This window comes from Sulfobacillus harzensis (genome assembly GCF_012933365.1).
GTDB lineage: Bacteria > Bacillota > Sulfobacillia > Sulfobacillales > Sulfobacillaceae > Sulfobacillus_B > Sulfobacillus_B harzensis.
The window spans coordinates 18,333-34,346 of sequence record NZ_JABBVZ010000019.1 but is presented as its reverse complement, the minus strand read 5'-3'; the positions used below and the strand labels follow the sequence as shown (position 1 = coordinate 34,346).

Sequence of the window (16,014 nt, the reverse complement as noted above, 5' to 3'; positions counted from 1 at the left end):
TTCTCGTCGCGTGAATCACTCCGAAGCGGCCGGATCGTGGGCTTGAGCCGAACGGACGTCTGTCGCCTGCCGTCGTTCCAAGGTTTTCGCGATAAACCACTGGTAAATAAATGGTGCGATACCGCCGCCGACCAATGGTCCCAAAATGGGCACCCACCAATAGCCCGACGGCCCGGGAAAGGCATTAGTCCCCCATCCAGCCAGCCAGGTAAACAGTCGAGGGCCAAAATCACGGGCCGGATTAATTGCATATCCGGCGTCCACGCCAAAGGACATGCCAATGGCCGCCACAGCCATGCCCACCATAAATCCGCCCAAGTTGCTTTTTACGCCGCTGTTCTTCGCATCGGTTATGCCCAGCACAAAGAGTACTAGGAAGAACGTGCCAATCACCTGGTCCAAAAATGGCCCCAGCATATTGCCGTGAAAATATTGAGCGGGAAATGTTGCAAAGATGCTAAACGTCGTGAGTCCCCCCGCCGATGCGCGGGTTGCCACGTGATGGGCGAGGTTCCATGCATTGATGGCATGATAATAATCTAAATAAACAAGCGCAGCCCCAGCAAATGCCCCGACCACTTGGGCAAGCCAGTACGGAACAACCTTTTTCCATGGCAGGTCCCCCTTCAGGGCCATGGCGAAGGTCACTGCAGGATTCATATGGGCGCCCGACACCCCGCCTGCGACGTAGACACCCATCGCTACCGCCAAGGCCCAGCCCCAGGTGATGAGAAGCCAACCTCCCGCACCTTGGAAAATCACCGACGTCCGGCCCGACATGGTGAGGCCCACCACCGCCACGGCCACGACCCCATCCCCGAATGACAGCAAAACAAAGGTGCCTAGAAACTCAGACAGCAGTTCCCCCCATGTGGTCGCACGCCATCCGGTTTTCCCACGGGCAGTTCGCATTGCCACGTTAACAACCTCCTCGCTGAAAAGAAATAGACACGGAGAGCTCAGCCAACAGCTGCAACTCTCCGTGTCTCCTGTGTGGTATCTTTCTCATTCTCCACGGTAGGCGCATTTCCCTGCCCGTTCTAACTTATGTGAATTTTTATTCACTCGACAGAATGTCCAACAATTCGACGTCGACCCGATCCAATGCGTCGATTTGGTCCGCCTCGCACTCCAATGCAAACGACTCTCCGCCCCGTATCCCGAGACTCATCACCTCAAGAATGCTCTTGGCATTGACCCGTCGGCCGTCGTATTCAATAACGACGCTGCCCGGGATTGACGCCAAGGCTTTGACCAGCTTCGCGGCGGGCCGGGCGTGTACGCCCAAGGAATCCCGAATGCGATAACGACGAATCATGGTTTAACCCCCTCCGAGCGGGCATCGAGCCACAACGATTGAGCACTGGTAGACAATCCGCGCACACCCGCCCTTTTCATGACCTCAACCTCCTGGATGGTTGTCACCAGTCCCCCGGCAATCACCGGACAATGGGCTTCGCGGACAACACGGGCCGTGACTCGCGGCAGGATGCCGGGCAACACTTCCACCGCGTCGGGACGCGTCGATTGCGCTTGTTGGATCCCCGTGTCAACGGACTGGCTGTCGAGTAGAAAAATCCGCTGAATGGCCACAAGGCCAATGCGCTTGGCATGAATAATAGCCGGAGAGTGCGTGCTAATAATCCCGTCAGGGTCGACAAACTCGGTTAAAAACCGAAGTCCCTCTAAATCCGTCGTGATGCCCCGCATCATATCCACGTGCACGAAGACACGCCACCCCTGGCGGTGCAAAAGCCCGGTAGCCTCCGCCAGCGCATCAGGCGTGCCGCCAAGAATGAAGACCCAACGGGGAGAGGATAGCGGCGGGGGCAACGCGGTCCATTCGTCTGGATCGCGAATAGCGGGTATGATAGTCGGAATCTCCAGCGGATGGTGTGCCATCTTAGTTGGCCTCCTCGATGTACTTTACATAGCGCGTGTATAGCCAAAAGGCGGGATGACGCGCTGTGACGCCGCTTTCCTGCTCAATATGAATGGCACAGGTTCCACTGTCCGTCATCACCCCTTGAGCGCGCACTCGCTGAACCTCTTTTGCCAAGGCTCCCCCCAGCCGACCTGCGGTTTTCTCATGCTCCACCTTGAACGCATACGAACCCGCGGCCCCGCAACAAAGCGCTTCAGCCGGTGTGGCGCCGGTATAGCCGGCTCGCTCTGCCAGCGAATACAACTGGCCATCGCCGCGCGCGACTTTTCCCCGGCAGGTCGTATGGGTGAGAAGAACGGGATCATCGGACACGGTCCGAAGTCGGTCCCAAAATTCCTTGGGGGCCTCCATGGCGGCCTCATCGAACGGAACCACCGGGACATCAAAAGATAACCCATAATATTTGGGCCATTCATCGCGCAACGTCCCATCGCACGTCGCGTTCAGCGTAATCACCATATCAAGTTTCGAAAGGGCCGGCTCCATGATGCCCTTGAGGCGGCGACCGTTCGTCCGTGCCAATGATGGATTACCGGACGCGTACGCGGCTGCGCCGCAGCAGCCGCTGTGCGCGGGCAGCGCCACCACCTCAAATCCCCAAAGGCGCAAAAGCTCTGACGCTTGCCGCCCCAGCCCCGGATCATAGCCTTTGGTGTAGCAGTCGAGAAACAAGCCCACTTTGCCGCGCGGCAACCCCAGCGGCTCGCCCAATCCGGTCACCGCACTGGGCCGACGGCGTGGGAGGCGAACCCCCGGAGAAATGCCCGCTAGACGTCGCAGCGGACCCGGAACATCACCGATTACGGCGGTACGGGCCGCTAAGTGTGGTCGGGCAAGCAATCCATCCCGCACCCGTCTTCGCCAATCACGCGTGACTTTGGCTTTATGGTCAGCGATGAGATGGGCAATCGGTACGTCGACCGGGCAGGCCGACTCGCAAATTTGGCAAAAGGTACAGTCATCCACATGCTCCATGGGCGCCATATCGTGTTGGTGCGCTGTCCGCGACCATTCCGGCCCCAGCGCCTTGGGCCCGGGAAAGTCGGGATTCACCGACATCACCGGACATTGGCTCACACAAAGCGTGCATTTTAGACACGCATCAAAATGCTCCCACATCTCTTGCGCCATCGTCATCGCTCCTCCGCCTGCGCGTCATGGTGCGCAAGGGCTTGGTACGCTTGGTGGACTGTCCATAAAATCACGGCTCCGCCGTCCCCGTGGCGATCCGGGTCACAGTCCCCGACTTCCCGACCCACCGCGATCGGCACATTGTCGGTTTGGGCGAATCCTGCCCGCCCTAAGTCCGATAGGGTTGATACGCTACCGATTTCCAAGCCAGTCACAGAATGTTCCAAGTGGCCATCAGGGCAAACCCGGATACCGCCTCCGAGCACGCCGCCCGTCGCTAAAACCAGGTGGCCCGCAGGAATACGACGGCCATTGGTCAACACCAGCACGTTGCGGCGTGAAATCTCGGAGGCCCGACCGCTGACAAACCTTACCCCCTGACGCTTTAGCCACCGCTCCCAACGCCGTTGAATCCGAAGGCCACCAATTGCCGGAGGCAACAGCGGGACCTCCCCAACGAATCGCCCCGTCACTTCCGCTATCGATTGCATCAACGGCTCAACCTCCTCCACACCGAGCATCTGCGGAAAGAGGAGTGGGCGGTCCGGTTCGAGGCGCACGCGACGGAGCTCTTGGAGCATCCACCGTCGTCCTTCCATGCTGTCCAAAAACCATGCCCACTGCAGCGGCTGCCATCTCGCGTGCCAAGACGGTGGCGTCGAAATTTCGATGACATTTGCCGCCTGCCCAGTCTCCACCTGGTAATGCTGCGCGGCAGCCGTCGCTTGAAAATCCATGAGCCCGGGGATGCTGACCAGCGTGACCGGACCCGCCCTTGACTGGGTAAAGTGCCATTGGGGCGCCAAGAAGGTCGGACGAAGCCGTCCCAACGGCGTCAGCAGCACCGTGTTTTTCCGCGGAACGCGGGGTGTGGTCGGGATGCCGATACGGTGCCACAATTGACGTAAATGATCCCACCAGCCATTCCACTCGGCGCCCGAGACGGTTCCCCCGGGATGGTCAGGTTGACGAGTCCACCAGGCAAAGGGATCCTTCAGTGGCTTGCCCTCGTCGTTGTAATTGCGAAAGTCAAACTGACCGCCCCACAGCGGCAGTGAACCTTGCCCATCTGCCACAATCATAGCGCGACCGCCAGATTCTGCCACCAGGGTAGCCATGAGCAATCCGGCTGGTCCTCGCCCAATAATGACCACGTCACTCCCATTCATCGCTCCCTGCCTCCTCGGCCAGCGTTTGGAATCGAACGGCGCGATTGAACACGGCCTCTCGCGCGTTGTCTCCCCAAGCCACCGGCCACATCCCTTTGTCCCGCTCTTCTCGAAGACGGGCCAACTCCCCCAAAGTGTGTTCGGGGCCATACCGCGGGGTTCTCAGGGCGATCGCGCGGTGTGCACACATGGTTCCTTGACACGGCCCCATGGCAAACCAAGTCCCGGTCCGCCAATCATCGACGGACCAGTCCATGCGCGACGCCAGCGAATCGCGGGTGACACCCTCGCACTCGCACACCAAAGGGCCGCCCGCGGGCCCTGGCCGATTTACTGGAGACAGCGCGGTCGATGCCGTGATTGACGCGGTGTCAACCCCCAAGTACATACACACCTCGTCACCCACGCTTTCAGCCATCAAACGATACGTCGTCCACTTGCCGCCCACCAGCGAGAATGCGCCTTCCAGCCCATGTCGGGCACCATGGTCTATGACGCTGAAGTCGCGGCTGACATAGCGCGATTTGACGTCCCGGACGTCTTTCTGAAAGAGTGGGCGCACACCGCAAAACGCGCGCAGAACCCGCCAACTTTCAATAGCGGGGAACAACTCGCTTCCCAACGCCAGCAGCCGACGGGCCTCGGCGCGTGTCGGCACCGGTGCTTCCGGACTATCCTGAGGTACATCGGTGGTGCCGAGAATGACGGTTTCGCCATGAGGCACAAAGATATCACCATCGCCCGGCGGCGCCAATCGGTTCACTACTTGGGGCACCATGCGGTTTGCAAAGATGAGCATCATACCCGCGGCACGCTGCATCGAAAATCCGTCGTCGAAGAGATGCGCCACGTCGCTCGCCCAAGGGCCGGCCGCATTCACCACGACATTGCAATTGATGTCGAGAACCCCGTTCCGCGTGCTGACGGAAACCCCTGAAACCCGGCCGTTTGTATGCCGGACGGCCTCAAGGCGCGTGTTCGGTAAAATGGTTCCTCCTGCTTTTTCAATATTATCTTTCAGCAAGGTTAAGAGGGTGAAGCCCTCCAATACGCCGTCCGGCACGAAGTATGCCGCATGGGATTCGCGTCGGATGCCTGGCACCTTTTCCTCTAATTCTTTCCGTGAGACCGGGCGTACGGGAATCCCAGCCTGATCTGCCCCTTTTAACCACTCGTCGATATAGCTGGTGTCTTGATCTCCGACGCCGACAAAGTAGCCGCCGGTCGGCTCAATAGCGGACGGAGCGATGCGCCGCAAGATGTCATTTTCTTCGCGGCATTCCCGAGCAGAACGGGGATCGGACACCACATAGCGCCCACCGCTGTGGAGTAGACCGTGAAAGCGACCAGAGGTGCCTCGCCCGATATCTTCCGCCTCCACCACGGTCACGGGAATGCCGCGCAAGAGGAGGTCCCACGCCGTGCCCAAGCCTGACGCGCCGCCCCCCACAACAACAACCATTCGTAACCCTCCAAATAAAAAACCCCGCAACGCAGACGCGTTGCCGGGTTTGTCTCATTGTCTCTCCCAGCGAACCAGATTGACAATTCATTCGATTGTGATGCTATTATGGCCTATCTCGTGCAATGCGGCAAGTAGTTTTTGGGATGAAGGTGATTTTCATGGAGATCAGTGCCCGGCCGTTGTCAGGAGGCCAGGCGCGCGGCCGCGTGTATCCGGTCGCAAAAACCGAGGTCAAATCCGAGGGTGCGGTGACTATCGATGAGGCCCGAATTCGGGCGCAGGCTGCGCTGGACACTCCGGAGAGGCCGAGGCATGCTACCGATGAAATTCTCGACGTCTACCGCGCATTGTTGGCTGATCCCGCCTTAATAGGCCAAGTCGAGGAAGCCTCGCGGCGAGGATTGCCGCCGACACAAGCCATACGACAGGCAGCCGAGCACTTCGCGTCGCAACTCGAGGCGCTGGATGACCCGTATCTTCGCGAGCGATCTCAGGACGTGCGTGACGTGGCCGAACTCTGGGTTGAGCAGCTTTCCCCGACCCACGTTCCGAGTCCCATTCCCGAAAACAGCATTATTGTGACATCAAGGCTCACCGTGCAGGAGGTCTCGACCTGGCCTGACACGGTAAAGGGCGCGATTGTGCAACATGGAAGCCCGACCATGCATGCAGCCCTCATTGCCCAAGGCCTGGGCGTTCCCGTGGTCGCCGTGGATCATGGCGACGACTGGGAGCGGTTGGCGTCCTGGGATTGGGTGTTCGTGGATGGAGACCATGGCATAATCGAACTCTTGGACGGATCCCCCCCATTCGAGCCCGTGGAAGTCGCGCCCCCCGCCCCACCACCCCCGGTCGTCAAGGATGTCACCGTCCAAGCCAATATCGGCTCGATAGCCGAGGCGGCGAAGGCGACGCAATTGGGCGCGCAGGGAATCGGACTTCTTCGGACTGAACTTGCCTTCGCAGCCGAGGGACGGCTGCCCGACATGGATGGTCAGACGCGGCTCCTAACCCGCCTTTTTCAACAGGCACCTAAGCCGATCATTATTCGGACCCTGGATATTGGTTCCGACAAACCTCTTTTGCCATGGAGCATGGAAAAGGAAACCAATCCGGCCTTAGGTAGGCGCGGGGTTCGCGTGTACCGCCAGCACCCCGAACTGTTTTACGAGCATCTGACCGCCATTGTAAGCGCCTGGCGCCATCATCAACCGTCCTTGTCAGTCATGTTTCCCATGATTGCCAGCATATCGGACTGGCTATTCTGTCGATTGGCGTTTGAGAAGGCATGTCGAGCGCAACATGTCCCGGCAGGCGCCATAGAGTTGGGGGTCATGGCCGAAGTTCCCGCGCTGCTTTGGCTGCTTCCTGATCTCCACCGGGAGGGCTGCCAGTTTATTTCCTTAGGGACAAATGACTTGAGTCAATACCTTTTTGCCAGTGACCGAACCACGAGCCGCGGCACGGACAGCCCGCTTGCGTTGGCCCGCGCCATCACCATGCTGATATCCGAAGCCGAGCGCCATTCTCTGACGATCCATGTGTGTGGAAATCTCGCTGCCGATCCCCACTGGGCGCGCTATCTCGTGGGTTTAGGTGCACGCCATCTCAGCGTTCCGGTGTCGCGCCTAGACGTCATCCGGGACGCCCTCAGCAAGCCCCTCCCAACCGACATCGGCGCGTGGGCGGACGGGCGCCTAAGTGAAAGGGCGTTTGCCCAACAGTTGATGCAGCTTTAGCCGCGGGATGCGACCCGTGGGTCTGCGCAGTCATTTCTCCTCGTGAACTAAAGAAGGCTGAGCGCCGGTCCGCCGAACTCTTCATGACCTCGCGGTCCACAAAAAGACACGGACATCATGCTGAACTTCCAGAAACAATCTTCGTCACAGCACCGAGACGCTTCTCGGATGCTCATCGCGAAAGGCAGCAAACGCCTGAATCGTCCGCTTCACGTCCTCGACATTGTTATAGAAATGAAGACTCAATCGGATGGCCCTCCCCCGAGGGCTTGCATAGATGTGCCGAGCCTTGAGAAACGCGGAAAGAGGCTCGGGGTTCTGCGAATAGACCGCAACTTGGGGGCCCCTGGCAGGGACCGAAAGCGGTGAATATAGGTCATATCCGAGGTCAATCAGGCCTTCTTGAAGCACATCAGCAAGGGTTTCCACGTGCTGAAGCACGTCCCGGGGGTCGGTCTCGTTAATCAGCGACAAGCCCGCAGCCGACGCATAGGCCGCCGCAATTCCTGGGGTGCCTGTCTGAAAGCGGCGGGCATCCGGACTGTAATCCAGCACCCGCGGTGTGAAGGCAAAGGGACTCTGTCTTGCAAACCACCCCGTCAAAATGGGTTCGACTTCTCTTCCAACCTCCGGACGCGTCCAGAGAAATGCGATCCCCGGAATCCCTAACAAGTACTTGAGAGCCCCCGAAAAGAGGTAGTCACAGCCCATGGTATTCACATCGATTGGTATCACACCGGCTCCTTGATACGCATCAACGACCACCTTGGCGCCCACCTGGTGCGCCTTCTGGCTGATTTCCTCCACGGCAAACCGCATCCCGTTGGCGTAGGTGACCAGGGGAACAGATACCAACGCCACGCTCTCGTCGATGAGTTCGAGGTACTGCTCCGTCGCCACAACCCCATCCGTCTCCGTGGCAAAACGGACCTCCGCCCCCTTTTGTTGGGCTGCTAACCAGACATGGGCGATCGAGGGAAACTCCAAGTCATTGGTTACGATTGCTGCCCGCTCTGGCCGGTACTCCTGAGTGGACGCCACTTGAAACGCGGCTTCCGACGCACACGATACCACTGCCACATCACGCGGCGACGCGTTGATAAGCGCAGCAAATGCCTCACGAGCCCGGTCCGCCATCCCCATCCATTCATCCCAAGGCGCAATCCCGTTCCGCCAACTGTTCATGAATTCGTTCATAGCCACAATCGTGCGGTCCGATTGTGCACCTTGACTGCAGCTGCATAAGTGAACGATATCCCTAAGACCTGGAAAATGTTGACGAAATTCCTCTGCCTGCACGATATGCCCCTCCTCTATGTACCTAGACAAACATATACACGCGGATTTGGGAACACATCGTGGCGCCGTGCCCGAATAACCGTCTCCCCCTCCATCTTAGCGCCGGGGGTACCAAGGTCGATTACGATACGCTCTCCACGGTTGTGTCCACCGACTCTACGTCGGCAACGGCCGTGGCCAGGACCGGGGGCCATCACTCGACACTCTTAACATGACTCTCTCCGGATTAACTTGCCTGCCAACAGTACAGGATCGACCTCAACCAGTTCCCCGGTTACCCGCTTGACCAGCATGTCCACCGCGACGCGGCCGATTTCATCCATTGGTTGACGAATCGTCGTAAGCGACGGGTACACATACCTGGTTGCCTCAATATCGTCAAATCCAACAACTCGGACATCGTCGGGGCAGCGGAGCCCCACGTCTCGAATAGCTCTCAAGGCCCCTAAAGCGGAGAGGTCATTAGCGGCAAACACCCCATCTAAGGAACGGCCACGCGTTAGAAGACCCCTCATTGCCTGATAACCGCCCTCGTAAGTATAACCTCCACTCTCAATCCTTTCGTCTTTGGGCGAAACGCCCGCGCTGCGGAGTGCATCTCGGTATCCTTGTAGACGGGCTTCCGAACTCGTTACCTGTTCAGGACCGGAAATCATGGCCGGGGGGTACTGGCAGACGCTTAACAGAAGACCGACAGCATCCTTGGCACCCTTATAATGGTCGACAGACACTTGGGGAACATCCGACGATGGCAACAATCGGTCAATAACGACTGCGGGCAGCGTCCGATCAAGCGTGGTTAACAAATTCGCGGTACCGGGGGTCGCAAACAGCACCAATCCATCCACGCGGAGTTCCTGCATAGTTCGACATATCCGCCGCTCGCGCTCCGGATTTCCCCGAGAGTCCATAACCAACAGAGAGTATCCCAAGGGATAGGCAAAATCGTTGATCCCGCGGACGATGCGCATGAAGAGCGCGTTATCCATATCAGGAATTAAAATTCCGAATGTCTGAGTTGAACCATTTACCATGGCACGGGCTTGGCGATTTGGGACGTACCCAAGCTCGTCAGCGACTTGCTCGATCTTCGTCAATGTTTCCGGTCTGACATACCCGCTCCGATTTAGGGCGCGGGAGACGGTCGCAACCCCAACTCCCGCACGTCGTGCAATATCCTTAATTGTCGCCATCTACTTAACGACCGCCCCACGAGCCGCCCGGGCTTGCAGTCCGGCAATGACAAGGATGATGGCAACAAAAATGTATTCGTAGAGCGACGGCAAACCAACCAAGACGATGATGTCGTTGATTAGACCGATAATCAATGCACCAATGGCGGCGCCCACGATAGATCCGCGGCCGCCCGTGAAGGGGATGCCTCCTAGTATGACGGCGGCGATTGCCTGCAAGGAGTATCCTGCGCCAGTCGTCGGGTACATGGACCCCTGCCACGAGGCAATGAGAATCCCGGCAAAAGCAGCAAGGAGGCCCGATATCATAAACATGCCGATCTTCATGGCATCAATGTTAAGACCAACTGTCTTGGCTGACATCTCGTTCGAGCCAACAGCCCGAATCCATGTGCCAGCTGGGGTGTAGGAAAAGAGTAGTTGGGCGACGGCCACCAATACCACCATTAGGACCACCAACGTCGGCATACCTAAAAACGTTCCCGAGAGACCACTGAATGAGAACTCCCCGCTATTAGGGCTGATGTAGTTTCCACCGTTGAATAAGAGAGCAATACCCTTAAGGCCCCAATAGGTTCCTAAAGTTACAATAAAAGAGGGAATCCGTCCCTTGGTGACCAAGAGGCCCACAACCAGCCCCACAAAGAGGCCGCTCACCAGGGTGAACGGAATGGCAACGCCCGCGGATAGATGCTGCATAACGGTTAAGAAGGCGACGAGCATTCCACCTGAGGCTAAAATGCTTTCAACACCAAGGTCAATCATTCCGGTCATGATCACTAGCGCTTCACCGATCGTGATAACCACCAAGAAACTGGAGCTCACCAGGAGCGCATTGATGTTGCGAGAGGTCAAAAATGACGGGGCAACAATGCCCGAAAGGATAAGTGCAATTACCAAAAAGAGAATTGGCCGGCGGACACTCCCGGAGGGCCCGAATACTTTTGTGCTGATACTTTTCACTTCGCCGCCCCCCTTGGTTCAAACATTTCCTTCACCAAATCAGTGATATCAAGGTTTTGGTTCGTCAAAATAGTCTTCACGGCACCATGCGAGAACACCACAATGCGGTCTGCAACCGTTAGAATATCCTCTAAGCGATGGCTCACGAGGATCACCGACTTTCCCCGTTCCTTTAGTTGCAAAATGAGCTTCAGCACATCGGAAATCTTAGCCACCGAAATAGCGGCGGTTGGTTCATCCATGATGATGAGTTCCCGGTCGAATAGCAACGCCCGGCCAATGGCCACCAACTGCTGCTCTCCTCCCGATAGCGTACCAACTAAATCAGACGCACGCGCACGTGCGTTAAGCTCTGACAATACCCGATCGGCATCGGCAATCATCGCCGATCGGTTATTGAACCACCGCCCCTTGGTCTTCTCCTCGCCCAAAAACATGTTCTGCCATACCGTTAGATCTGGTGCCAATGAAAGATTCTGATACACCATCTCAATCTTCAGCAGGTTGCGACTAGCACGCGGCGATGCGACCTGTTTGGGCTCGCCCTTGTAGAAAATCTCTCCGGCATCGCGCTGGTTATAGCCGGTCAAAAGACTTAGAAACGTGGATTTACCGGCGGCATTGTCCCCAACCAGCCCGACAACCTCGCCACTATAAATGTCAAGATTGACATTATTCACCGCCTGAACAGGTCCAAACGCTTTGGAGAGACCGCGAATAGACAACAATGGTGTATCGTGAGCAACTGCCACGAGGCATCCCTCCCTAAGATGCGGAGGCCCCAGATTGTCTCCCAGGGCCTCTCCCCACTCTATTGACTCACTTTGTGACTAGATGCGTGCCCATAGGGCAATGCGGGAACTGTTTTCGGAGTCCCCCATCCTGAGATCTGGCTGACATTACTCTTCGTGACCAATGTCATGGGAATGATGAGGCCCTTTGCTGCGTATTTGGCCGGTGGGTTGACGTGGTATTGCAAGATGTTGTCCATCGCCTCTACCGCCCAATAGGCCTCAACAAACGGTGCATGCGTCACGGTGTCCAATTGCGTCCCCTTCTGAATGTCCGTCAAACTCTGCGGCTGTGCATCGGCACCGACGACAAAGACGCTTTTTCCAGGCTTGAGTCCCGCGTTTTGCAACGCCGTAATCGCCCCCAAAGCCATCGCGTCATTTCCTGCGACCACCAATTGGACGTGGCTATTTTTTGCTAAGAATTCCGACATCACGGTTTGGGCGGTGTTCGTAGCAAACTGCCCAGTTTGGTTGAGGACAATTTTAGCCGAGCCATTTGACACATAAGGATTCAACACCGACATGGCACCTGCCGCGCGATCAATTGCGGTGCTGGAACCCGGCGTCCCCGTCAAAACCACAACATTCCAAGGCTTTGGAACCTTGTTCGCGATGAGGTACTTTATCGCGTACTTAGTCTGCTCAACACCCAACTGGTGGTCGTTGTCGCCAATAAAGAGCTTGCGACCCTTGGGGTTGTTGACGTCTCGGTCGATGGTGATGACCGGGACGCCTTGTTTCATGGCGTGCATGGCCGCACTAGTTACCGCCCCGTTGACTGGGTTCAGGATAATACCCTTGGCGTTGTTTGCAACGGCCTCGTTAATGTCAGTCACTTCTTGGGACGGGGAGCCATTGGCGTTCACAATCTTCAGGTTGAGATTGGGATAGTACTGAGCGGCCTGTTTTACAGCCGTTGCCATCGGAGCAAAATATGGTGAACTATAGCCGGTAAAGATGAAGTACACCAAATCCTTACCGGACCCGGAAGCCGAATTTGAGGTCCCGCCCCCGCACCCGGCGAGTGCAGCACTGGCCAACAGCGACCCTAGTGCCAACGCAGCTAAGCGTCCTTTCAACATGGTTGCACCCCTTTCATATGGATACGTTTCCATATTAAATCCAGATAAGTATAGTATGTCAATACTAACTGGAATCGTTCATCTATTTAGCCTCGTAATGGCCTATACATGGACCTTCACCACCTTGGTGGGTTGGCGGTGTGGACCCGGTTTTGGAACCCGGCTTAGAACAACACGAGCGCCCTGCGATCGAAGTCGTAAGGCGCCCGGTATGTTTCTTGTTGCCGAGACGGGGTGGCTAGTGAACAGCTTGCAGCATGGTGGCAGCGACGTACGCGAGTGCAAAGGCGCCATCCAACGCCGCACGGTCCCCGGACTCACCGCCGGCCGCCAATTCGAAAGCTTCGGAATGACCCGGGATTGGCCCGATGTCTATGTTGCCATGCAGCGTAGGGACATGATGGCTGATGTTTCCCGCATCCGTGGAGCCGCCAGAACGCGGGGCGGTACAAACAGGCCGGTCGAGCCAGGCAAAGGCGTCTTCCAAAATGGCGGCCATAGTCGGATCTGTTCGTAGTTCCTGATACGGCGGAACAAAGCGCGTCCATTCCAACTGGGTTCCAAGCGCGGCGCTCACGCCTTCAGCAGCCGATTTGATGCGCCGAACCAATTCACTCATGTAGTCCGTATCCGCCGCCCGAATTTGCAGGCGCACGCTGCAGCGATCCACGATGATGTTCGGCGATTGACCCCCCTCGCGAACATTGCCGTAGATGTTGGCGTCGCTTCTCAAGGTGGCGCGCATCGCATTGATAACCGTCAAAAACGCTACCGCGGCCCCCAAGGCGTCCCGGCCGCGCTCTGGAGCCGACGCCGCGTGGGATGCCTGTCCCAAGAAGGTCACGTCTATGCCCTCTCGTGCCAACATTATTGGCGACGCCGTGTTGCTGGACGCCGGGTGCAGCATGGCTGCTGCCGTCACGCCGTCAAACGCGCCTTGGTCCAACAGCGCAATTTTTCCGCCACCGCCTTCCTCACCCGGGGTCCCCATGATCCAAAGCTCCCCCTGGATGTTTAGCTCATCCCATACGCTTTTGAGCATGAGACCGGCGCCGACAGACATGGCCGCTATAATGTTATGACCACATGCATGACCGATCCCCGGCAGCGCATCATATTCCGCCATGAGAGCTATCACTGGTCCGCCGGGTGTCCCCGTCTTGGCGATAAACGCGGTAGCGAGTGTCCCAACAGGGCTCGTGACGGCGAACCCCGCTCGCTCAAGTGTTTCGCGCAAAAACCGGCTGGATTCTCGTTCTTCAAATCTAGTTTCCGGATGTTGATGGATGAAATGGCTGACGTCGAGAATCTCACTCGTCAGACGTTCCCTTGATCGTTTGAGGAGCGCTGCCGTTCTATCGTCCAAAGTCTTGTCCTCCTTACCCAATTACTGATGAAGTTCGGGCTGGGGCGCGGCCGCCACCACCGGCGCGGCATACATCTCCCCGGACGCCGGCTCGATGCCCACCCGAATTGCCTCTTCGCTTGGCGGCTGGGTGAACAGGCTTACGACCACCGTCACCACAAAGTTGGCGGCGACCGCAATTAAGGCCGTGTCAATCGACTTGCCAATGAGGGTTTCGATGTGGATGAGGGTGGGAACCGTAACCCCGAGAAGCCCCACCACGACGCCGCTCAAGACGCCCCATTTCGTAATTCGCCGCCACAGCAGGCTCAATAGAACGCTGGGAGCTAGCTGGCTCACCATGGAGTACGCAATCAGCAGAATGGAGACCAGCGTTTTGTCGTTGGAGAGCGCCACCCCAACCGAGACGGCAGCCACACCAATCAAGGCATAGCGGGAGACCTTGAGAACCTCTTGGTCGTCCGCCCTCGGCTTAAGAAGGCCACGGTAGATGTTGTCGGCAAAAAGCGCAGCTGCCGTCAACATGAGCAGCGATCCCGGTACAATGGCCACCAGCATCCCCCCACCGGCCAAGAGGCCAAGAAACCACCCGGGGAAATATTTGGCGGCCAACGCCAATAAGGCATCGTTGCTGCTGGAGAGTCCAGGGACGGCCAACAGGGCTGCAAACCCGATGGCAAAAGTGAAGAAATACGCCAAGGCATACAGCGGCTGAAATACCGCGTTGCGACGGACCACATCGCCGCTGCGGGCGGAAAACGCATACTGAAAGGTCTGGGGCCATACCCAATATCCCAAGTTGGTCACAATCAGTGCGGACATAAACCATAACGAGGTGTAGTGCTTGGCCGGAACCAACCCCGGCAGTCGGGAATAAGACGGGTGCGTTTGGTCCATGTGGTGAAATATGGTGATTAGCGAGCCATCATGGGTAAACACCCCCACCATGACGGCCATGTAAGCGAGAATCGCCACCATGAGCACATCTTTTACGATGCTCCCCAGCGCCACGCTCTTCAGACCGGTCAAGAATGTAAAGACCAGCACGATAAAGCCCGCGAACACAATCATCCAGTCTGTCGAAACCGCCGATCCGAATGTCAACTTGAGAATGAGGCCAAGCCCGGTGAATTGGAGCTCAATGTATGGGATGAGGGCGACAATCCCAACGACCGCCAACACCGAACCGAGCCAAGGCGTGCCGAAACGCTTATTGTAAAAATCGGCTTGAGTGAGCAAGCGGTGCTTTTTGCCGATTTCCCAAAGACGCGGCAGGAGCCAATAGCCCAAGGTGTATCCCAAGGCGACGTTCCCGAAGATGTAAAACCCCGGCGCTCCGTACGCGTAAGCCCAACCACTGGCGCCGAGGAAGGCGAAAGTCGTAAAGATGTCGCCCGCGCTCAGAAACCAATAGAGCACCCCACCGAACTGACGTCCACCGACCGCCCAGTCCTGCAGATTAATTTTCTTCCCGCGACTGGCCATCCAGGCGCTGCCAATGGTCGTCCCCAGCACGATGATGGCCGATATCAAAAAGCGCATCAGTTCAGCCCTCCCTCCGTGCCGCTTGTCGAGCCGGCATTGCCCTGGGCCTTCCGACGCCGGTCAATGGAGAAGACAGCGCCAACCGACAAGGACGTCACGACCACGCCGGCACCCATCCAGAGCATAAGGAAGGGAATCCCCCCGGGTTCATAGTGAATTCGATTGATGAGCGGAACCGCGAACACAATCCATAAATAAGGGATCACGAGCAACAGCCAATGACGACGCGCTCGAAACATGAATGCACGCTCCTCTCCTAAAATGCATGGTCGAAGTGGCAAGACAGGCTGTTCGGCCTTTGGCTATGCGGTCTTGCTGCACGG

General features: G+C 57.5%; 15 protein-coding genes. 1 reads left to right on the top strand and 14 read right to left on the bottom strand.

Translation table 11 applies throughout. The annotated features are described in order from the left end of the window. Nucleotides 1-15: 15 nt before the first annotated feature. From HIJ39_RS07795 to HIJ39_RS07770, 6 genes are all read right to left on the bottom strand, one after another. Entirely contained in the window at nt 16-912 is an 897-nt protein-coding gene (locus HIJ39_RS07795; protein WP_169098424.1) for an MIP/aquaporin family protein, read from the bottom strand. Between the two features lie 145 nt (nt 913-1,057). Continuing rightward, complete coding sequence (locus tag HIJ39_RS07790; RefSeq protein WP_169098381.1) at nt 1,058-1,318, bottom strand: HPr family phosphocarrier protein; 261 nt, start codon at nt 1,316-1,318, stop codon at nt 1,058-1,060. After that, complete coding sequence (locus tag HIJ39_RS07785) at nt 1,315-1,902, bottom strand: glycerol-3-phosphate responsive antiterminator (protein WP_207711538.1); 588 nt, start codon at nt 1,900-1,902, stop codon at nt 1,315-1,317. The genes HIJ39_RS07790 and HIJ39_RS07785 overlap by 4 nt, the downstream gene beginning before the upstream one ends. Nucleotide 1,903: 1 nt before the next feature. Further along, nucleotides 1,904-3,076, bottom strand: coding sequence for a heterodisulfide reductase-related iron-sulfur binding cluster (locus tag HIJ39_RS07780; RefSeq protein WP_243239427.1), 1,173 nt, complete (start codon nt 3,074-3,076; stop codon nt 1,904-1,906). 2 nt (nt 3,077-3,078) lie between these two features. After that, a complete protein-coding gene (locus HIJ39_RS07775; protein WP_169098379.1) occupies nt 3,079-4,245 on the bottom strand; it encodes an FAD-binding protein in 1,167 nt (388 codons plus the stop codon). Next, nucleotides 4,232-5,707 (bottom strand): FAD-dependent oxidoreductase, encoded by a 1,476-nt coding sequence (locus HIJ39_RS07770; protein WP_169098377.1) that lies wholly within the window; start codon nt 5,705-5,707, stop codon nt 4,232-4,234. The genes HIJ39_RS07775 and HIJ39_RS07770 overlap by 14 nt, the downstream gene beginning before the upstream one ends. Nucleotides 5,708-5,868: 161 nt before the next feature. Here HIJ39_RS07770 and HIJ39_RS07765 point away from each other — a divergent pair, with 161 nt between their 5' ends. Then, a complete protein-coding gene (locus HIJ39_RS07765; protein WP_169098375.1) occupies nt 5,869-7,449 on the top strand; it encodes a putative PEP-binding protein in 1,581 nt (526 codons plus the stop codon). Between the two features lie 144 nt (nt 7,450-7,593). Here the strand turns inward: HIJ39_RS07765 and HIJ39_RS07760 are convergent, their stop codons facing one another. The 8 genes from HIJ39_RS07760 to HIJ39_RS07725 form a co-directional block, all read right to left on the bottom strand. Further along, a complete protein-coding gene (locus HIJ39_RS07760; protein WP_207711537.1) occupies nt 7,594-8,748 on the bottom strand; it encodes an aminotransferase class V-fold PLP-dependent enzyme in 1,155 nt (384 codons plus the stop codon). A 206-nt stretch (nt 8,749-8,954) separates the two neighbouring features. Beyond that, the gene (locus tag HIJ39_RS07755; RefSeq protein WP_169098373.1) at nt 8,955-9,941 is read right to left on the bottom strand and encodes a LacI family DNA-binding transcriptional regulator; all 987 of its coding nucleotides are present in this window, start codon (nt 9,939-9,941) and stop codon (nt 8,955-8,957) included. Beyond that, entirely contained in the window at nt 9,942-10,904 is a 963-nt protein-coding gene (locus HIJ39_RS07750; protein WP_169098371.1) for an ABC transporter permease subunit, read from the bottom strand. Further along, nucleotides 10,901-11,656, bottom strand: coding sequence for an ATP-binding cassette domain-containing protein (locus tag HIJ39_RS07745; RefSeq protein WP_169098369.1), 756 nt, complete (start codon nt 11,654-11,656; stop codon nt 10,901-10,903). The genes HIJ39_RS07750 and HIJ39_RS07745 overlap by 4 nt, the downstream gene beginning before the upstream one ends. Before the next feature lie 59 nt (nt 11,657-11,715). Beyond that, the gene (locus HIJ39_RS07740; protein WP_169098367.1) at nt 11,716-12,780 is read right to left on the bottom strand and encodes a sugar ABC transporter substrate-binding protein; all 1,065 of its coding nucleotides are present in this window, start codon (nt 12,778-12,780) and stop codon (nt 11,716-11,718) included. A gap of 238 nt (nt 12,781-13,018) precedes the next feature. Continuing rightward, nucleotides 13,019-14,146 (bottom strand): amidohydrolase, encoded by a 1,128-nt coding sequence (locus HIJ39_RS07735; protein ID WP_169098365.1) that lies wholly within the window; start codon nt 14,144-14,146, stop codon nt 13,019-13,021. A gap of 21 nt (nt 14,147-14,167) precedes the next feature. Continuing rightward, nucleotides 14,168-15,688: a sodium:solute symporter family protein gene (locus HIJ39_RS07730; RefSeq protein WP_169098363.1), complete on the bottom strand. Its 1,521-nt coding sequence runs from the start codon at nt 15,686-15,688 to the stop codon at nt 14,168-14,170. Next, the gene (locus HIJ39_RS07725; protein ID WP_169098361.1) at nt 15,688-15,930 is read right to left on the bottom strand and encodes a DUF3311 domain-containing protein; all 243 of its coding nucleotides are present in this window, start codon (nt 15,928-15,930) and stop codon (nt 15,688-15,690) included. The genes HIJ39_RS07730 and HIJ39_RS07725 overlap by 1 nt, the downstream gene beginning before the upstream one ends. Between the last annotated feature and the right edge of the window lie 84 nt (nt 15,931-16,014).

Bases quoted from the DNA above. Each gene is read 5' to 3' on its own strand.
- HIJ39_RS07740 (WP_169098367.1), bottom strand. From the start codon at position 12,780: ATGTTGAAAGGACGCTTAGCTGCGTTGGCACTAGGGTCGCTGTTGGCC.
- HIJ39_RS07755 (WP_169098373.1), bottom strand. From the start codon at position 9,941: ATGGCGACAATTAAGGATATTGCACGACGTGCGGGAGTTGGGGTTGCG.
- HIJ39_RS07775 (WP_169098379.1), bottom strand. From the start codon at position 4,245: ATGAATGGGAGTGACGTGGTCATTATTGGGCGAGGACCAGCCGGATTG.
- HIJ39_RS07785 (WP_207711538.1), bottom strand. From the start codon at position 1,902: ATGGCACACCATCCGCTGGAGATTCCGACTATCATACCCGCTATTCGC.
- HIJ39_RS07725 (WP_169098361.1), bottom strand. From the start codon at position 15,930: ATGTTTCGAGCGCGTCGTCATTGGCTGTTGCTCGTGATCCCTTATTTA.
- HIJ39_RS07770 (WP_169098377.1), bottom strand. From the start codon at position 5,707: ATGGTTGTTGTTGTGGGGGGCGGCGCGTCAGGCTTGGGCACGGCGTGG.
- HIJ39_RS07790 (WP_169098381.1), bottom strand. From the start codon at position 1,318: ATGATTCGTCGTTATCGCATTCGGGATTCCTTGGGCGTACACGCCCGG.
- HIJ39_RS07780 (WP_243239427.1), bottom strand. From the start codon at position 3,076: ATGGCGCAAGAGATGTGGGAGCATTTTGATGCGTGTCTAAAATGCACG.
- HIJ39_RS07765 (WP_169098375.1), top strand. From the start codon at position 5,869: ATGGAGATCAGTGCCCGGCCGTTGTCAGGAGGCCAGGCGCGCGGCCGC.
- HIJ39_RS07730 (WP_169098363.1), bottom strand. From the start codon at position 15,688: ATGCGCTTTTTGATATCGGCCATCATCGTGCTGGGGACGACCATTGGC.
- HIJ39_RS07795 (WP_169098424.1), bottom strand. From the start codon at position 912: ATGCGAACTGCCCGTGGGAAAACCGGATGGCGTGCGACCACATGGGGG.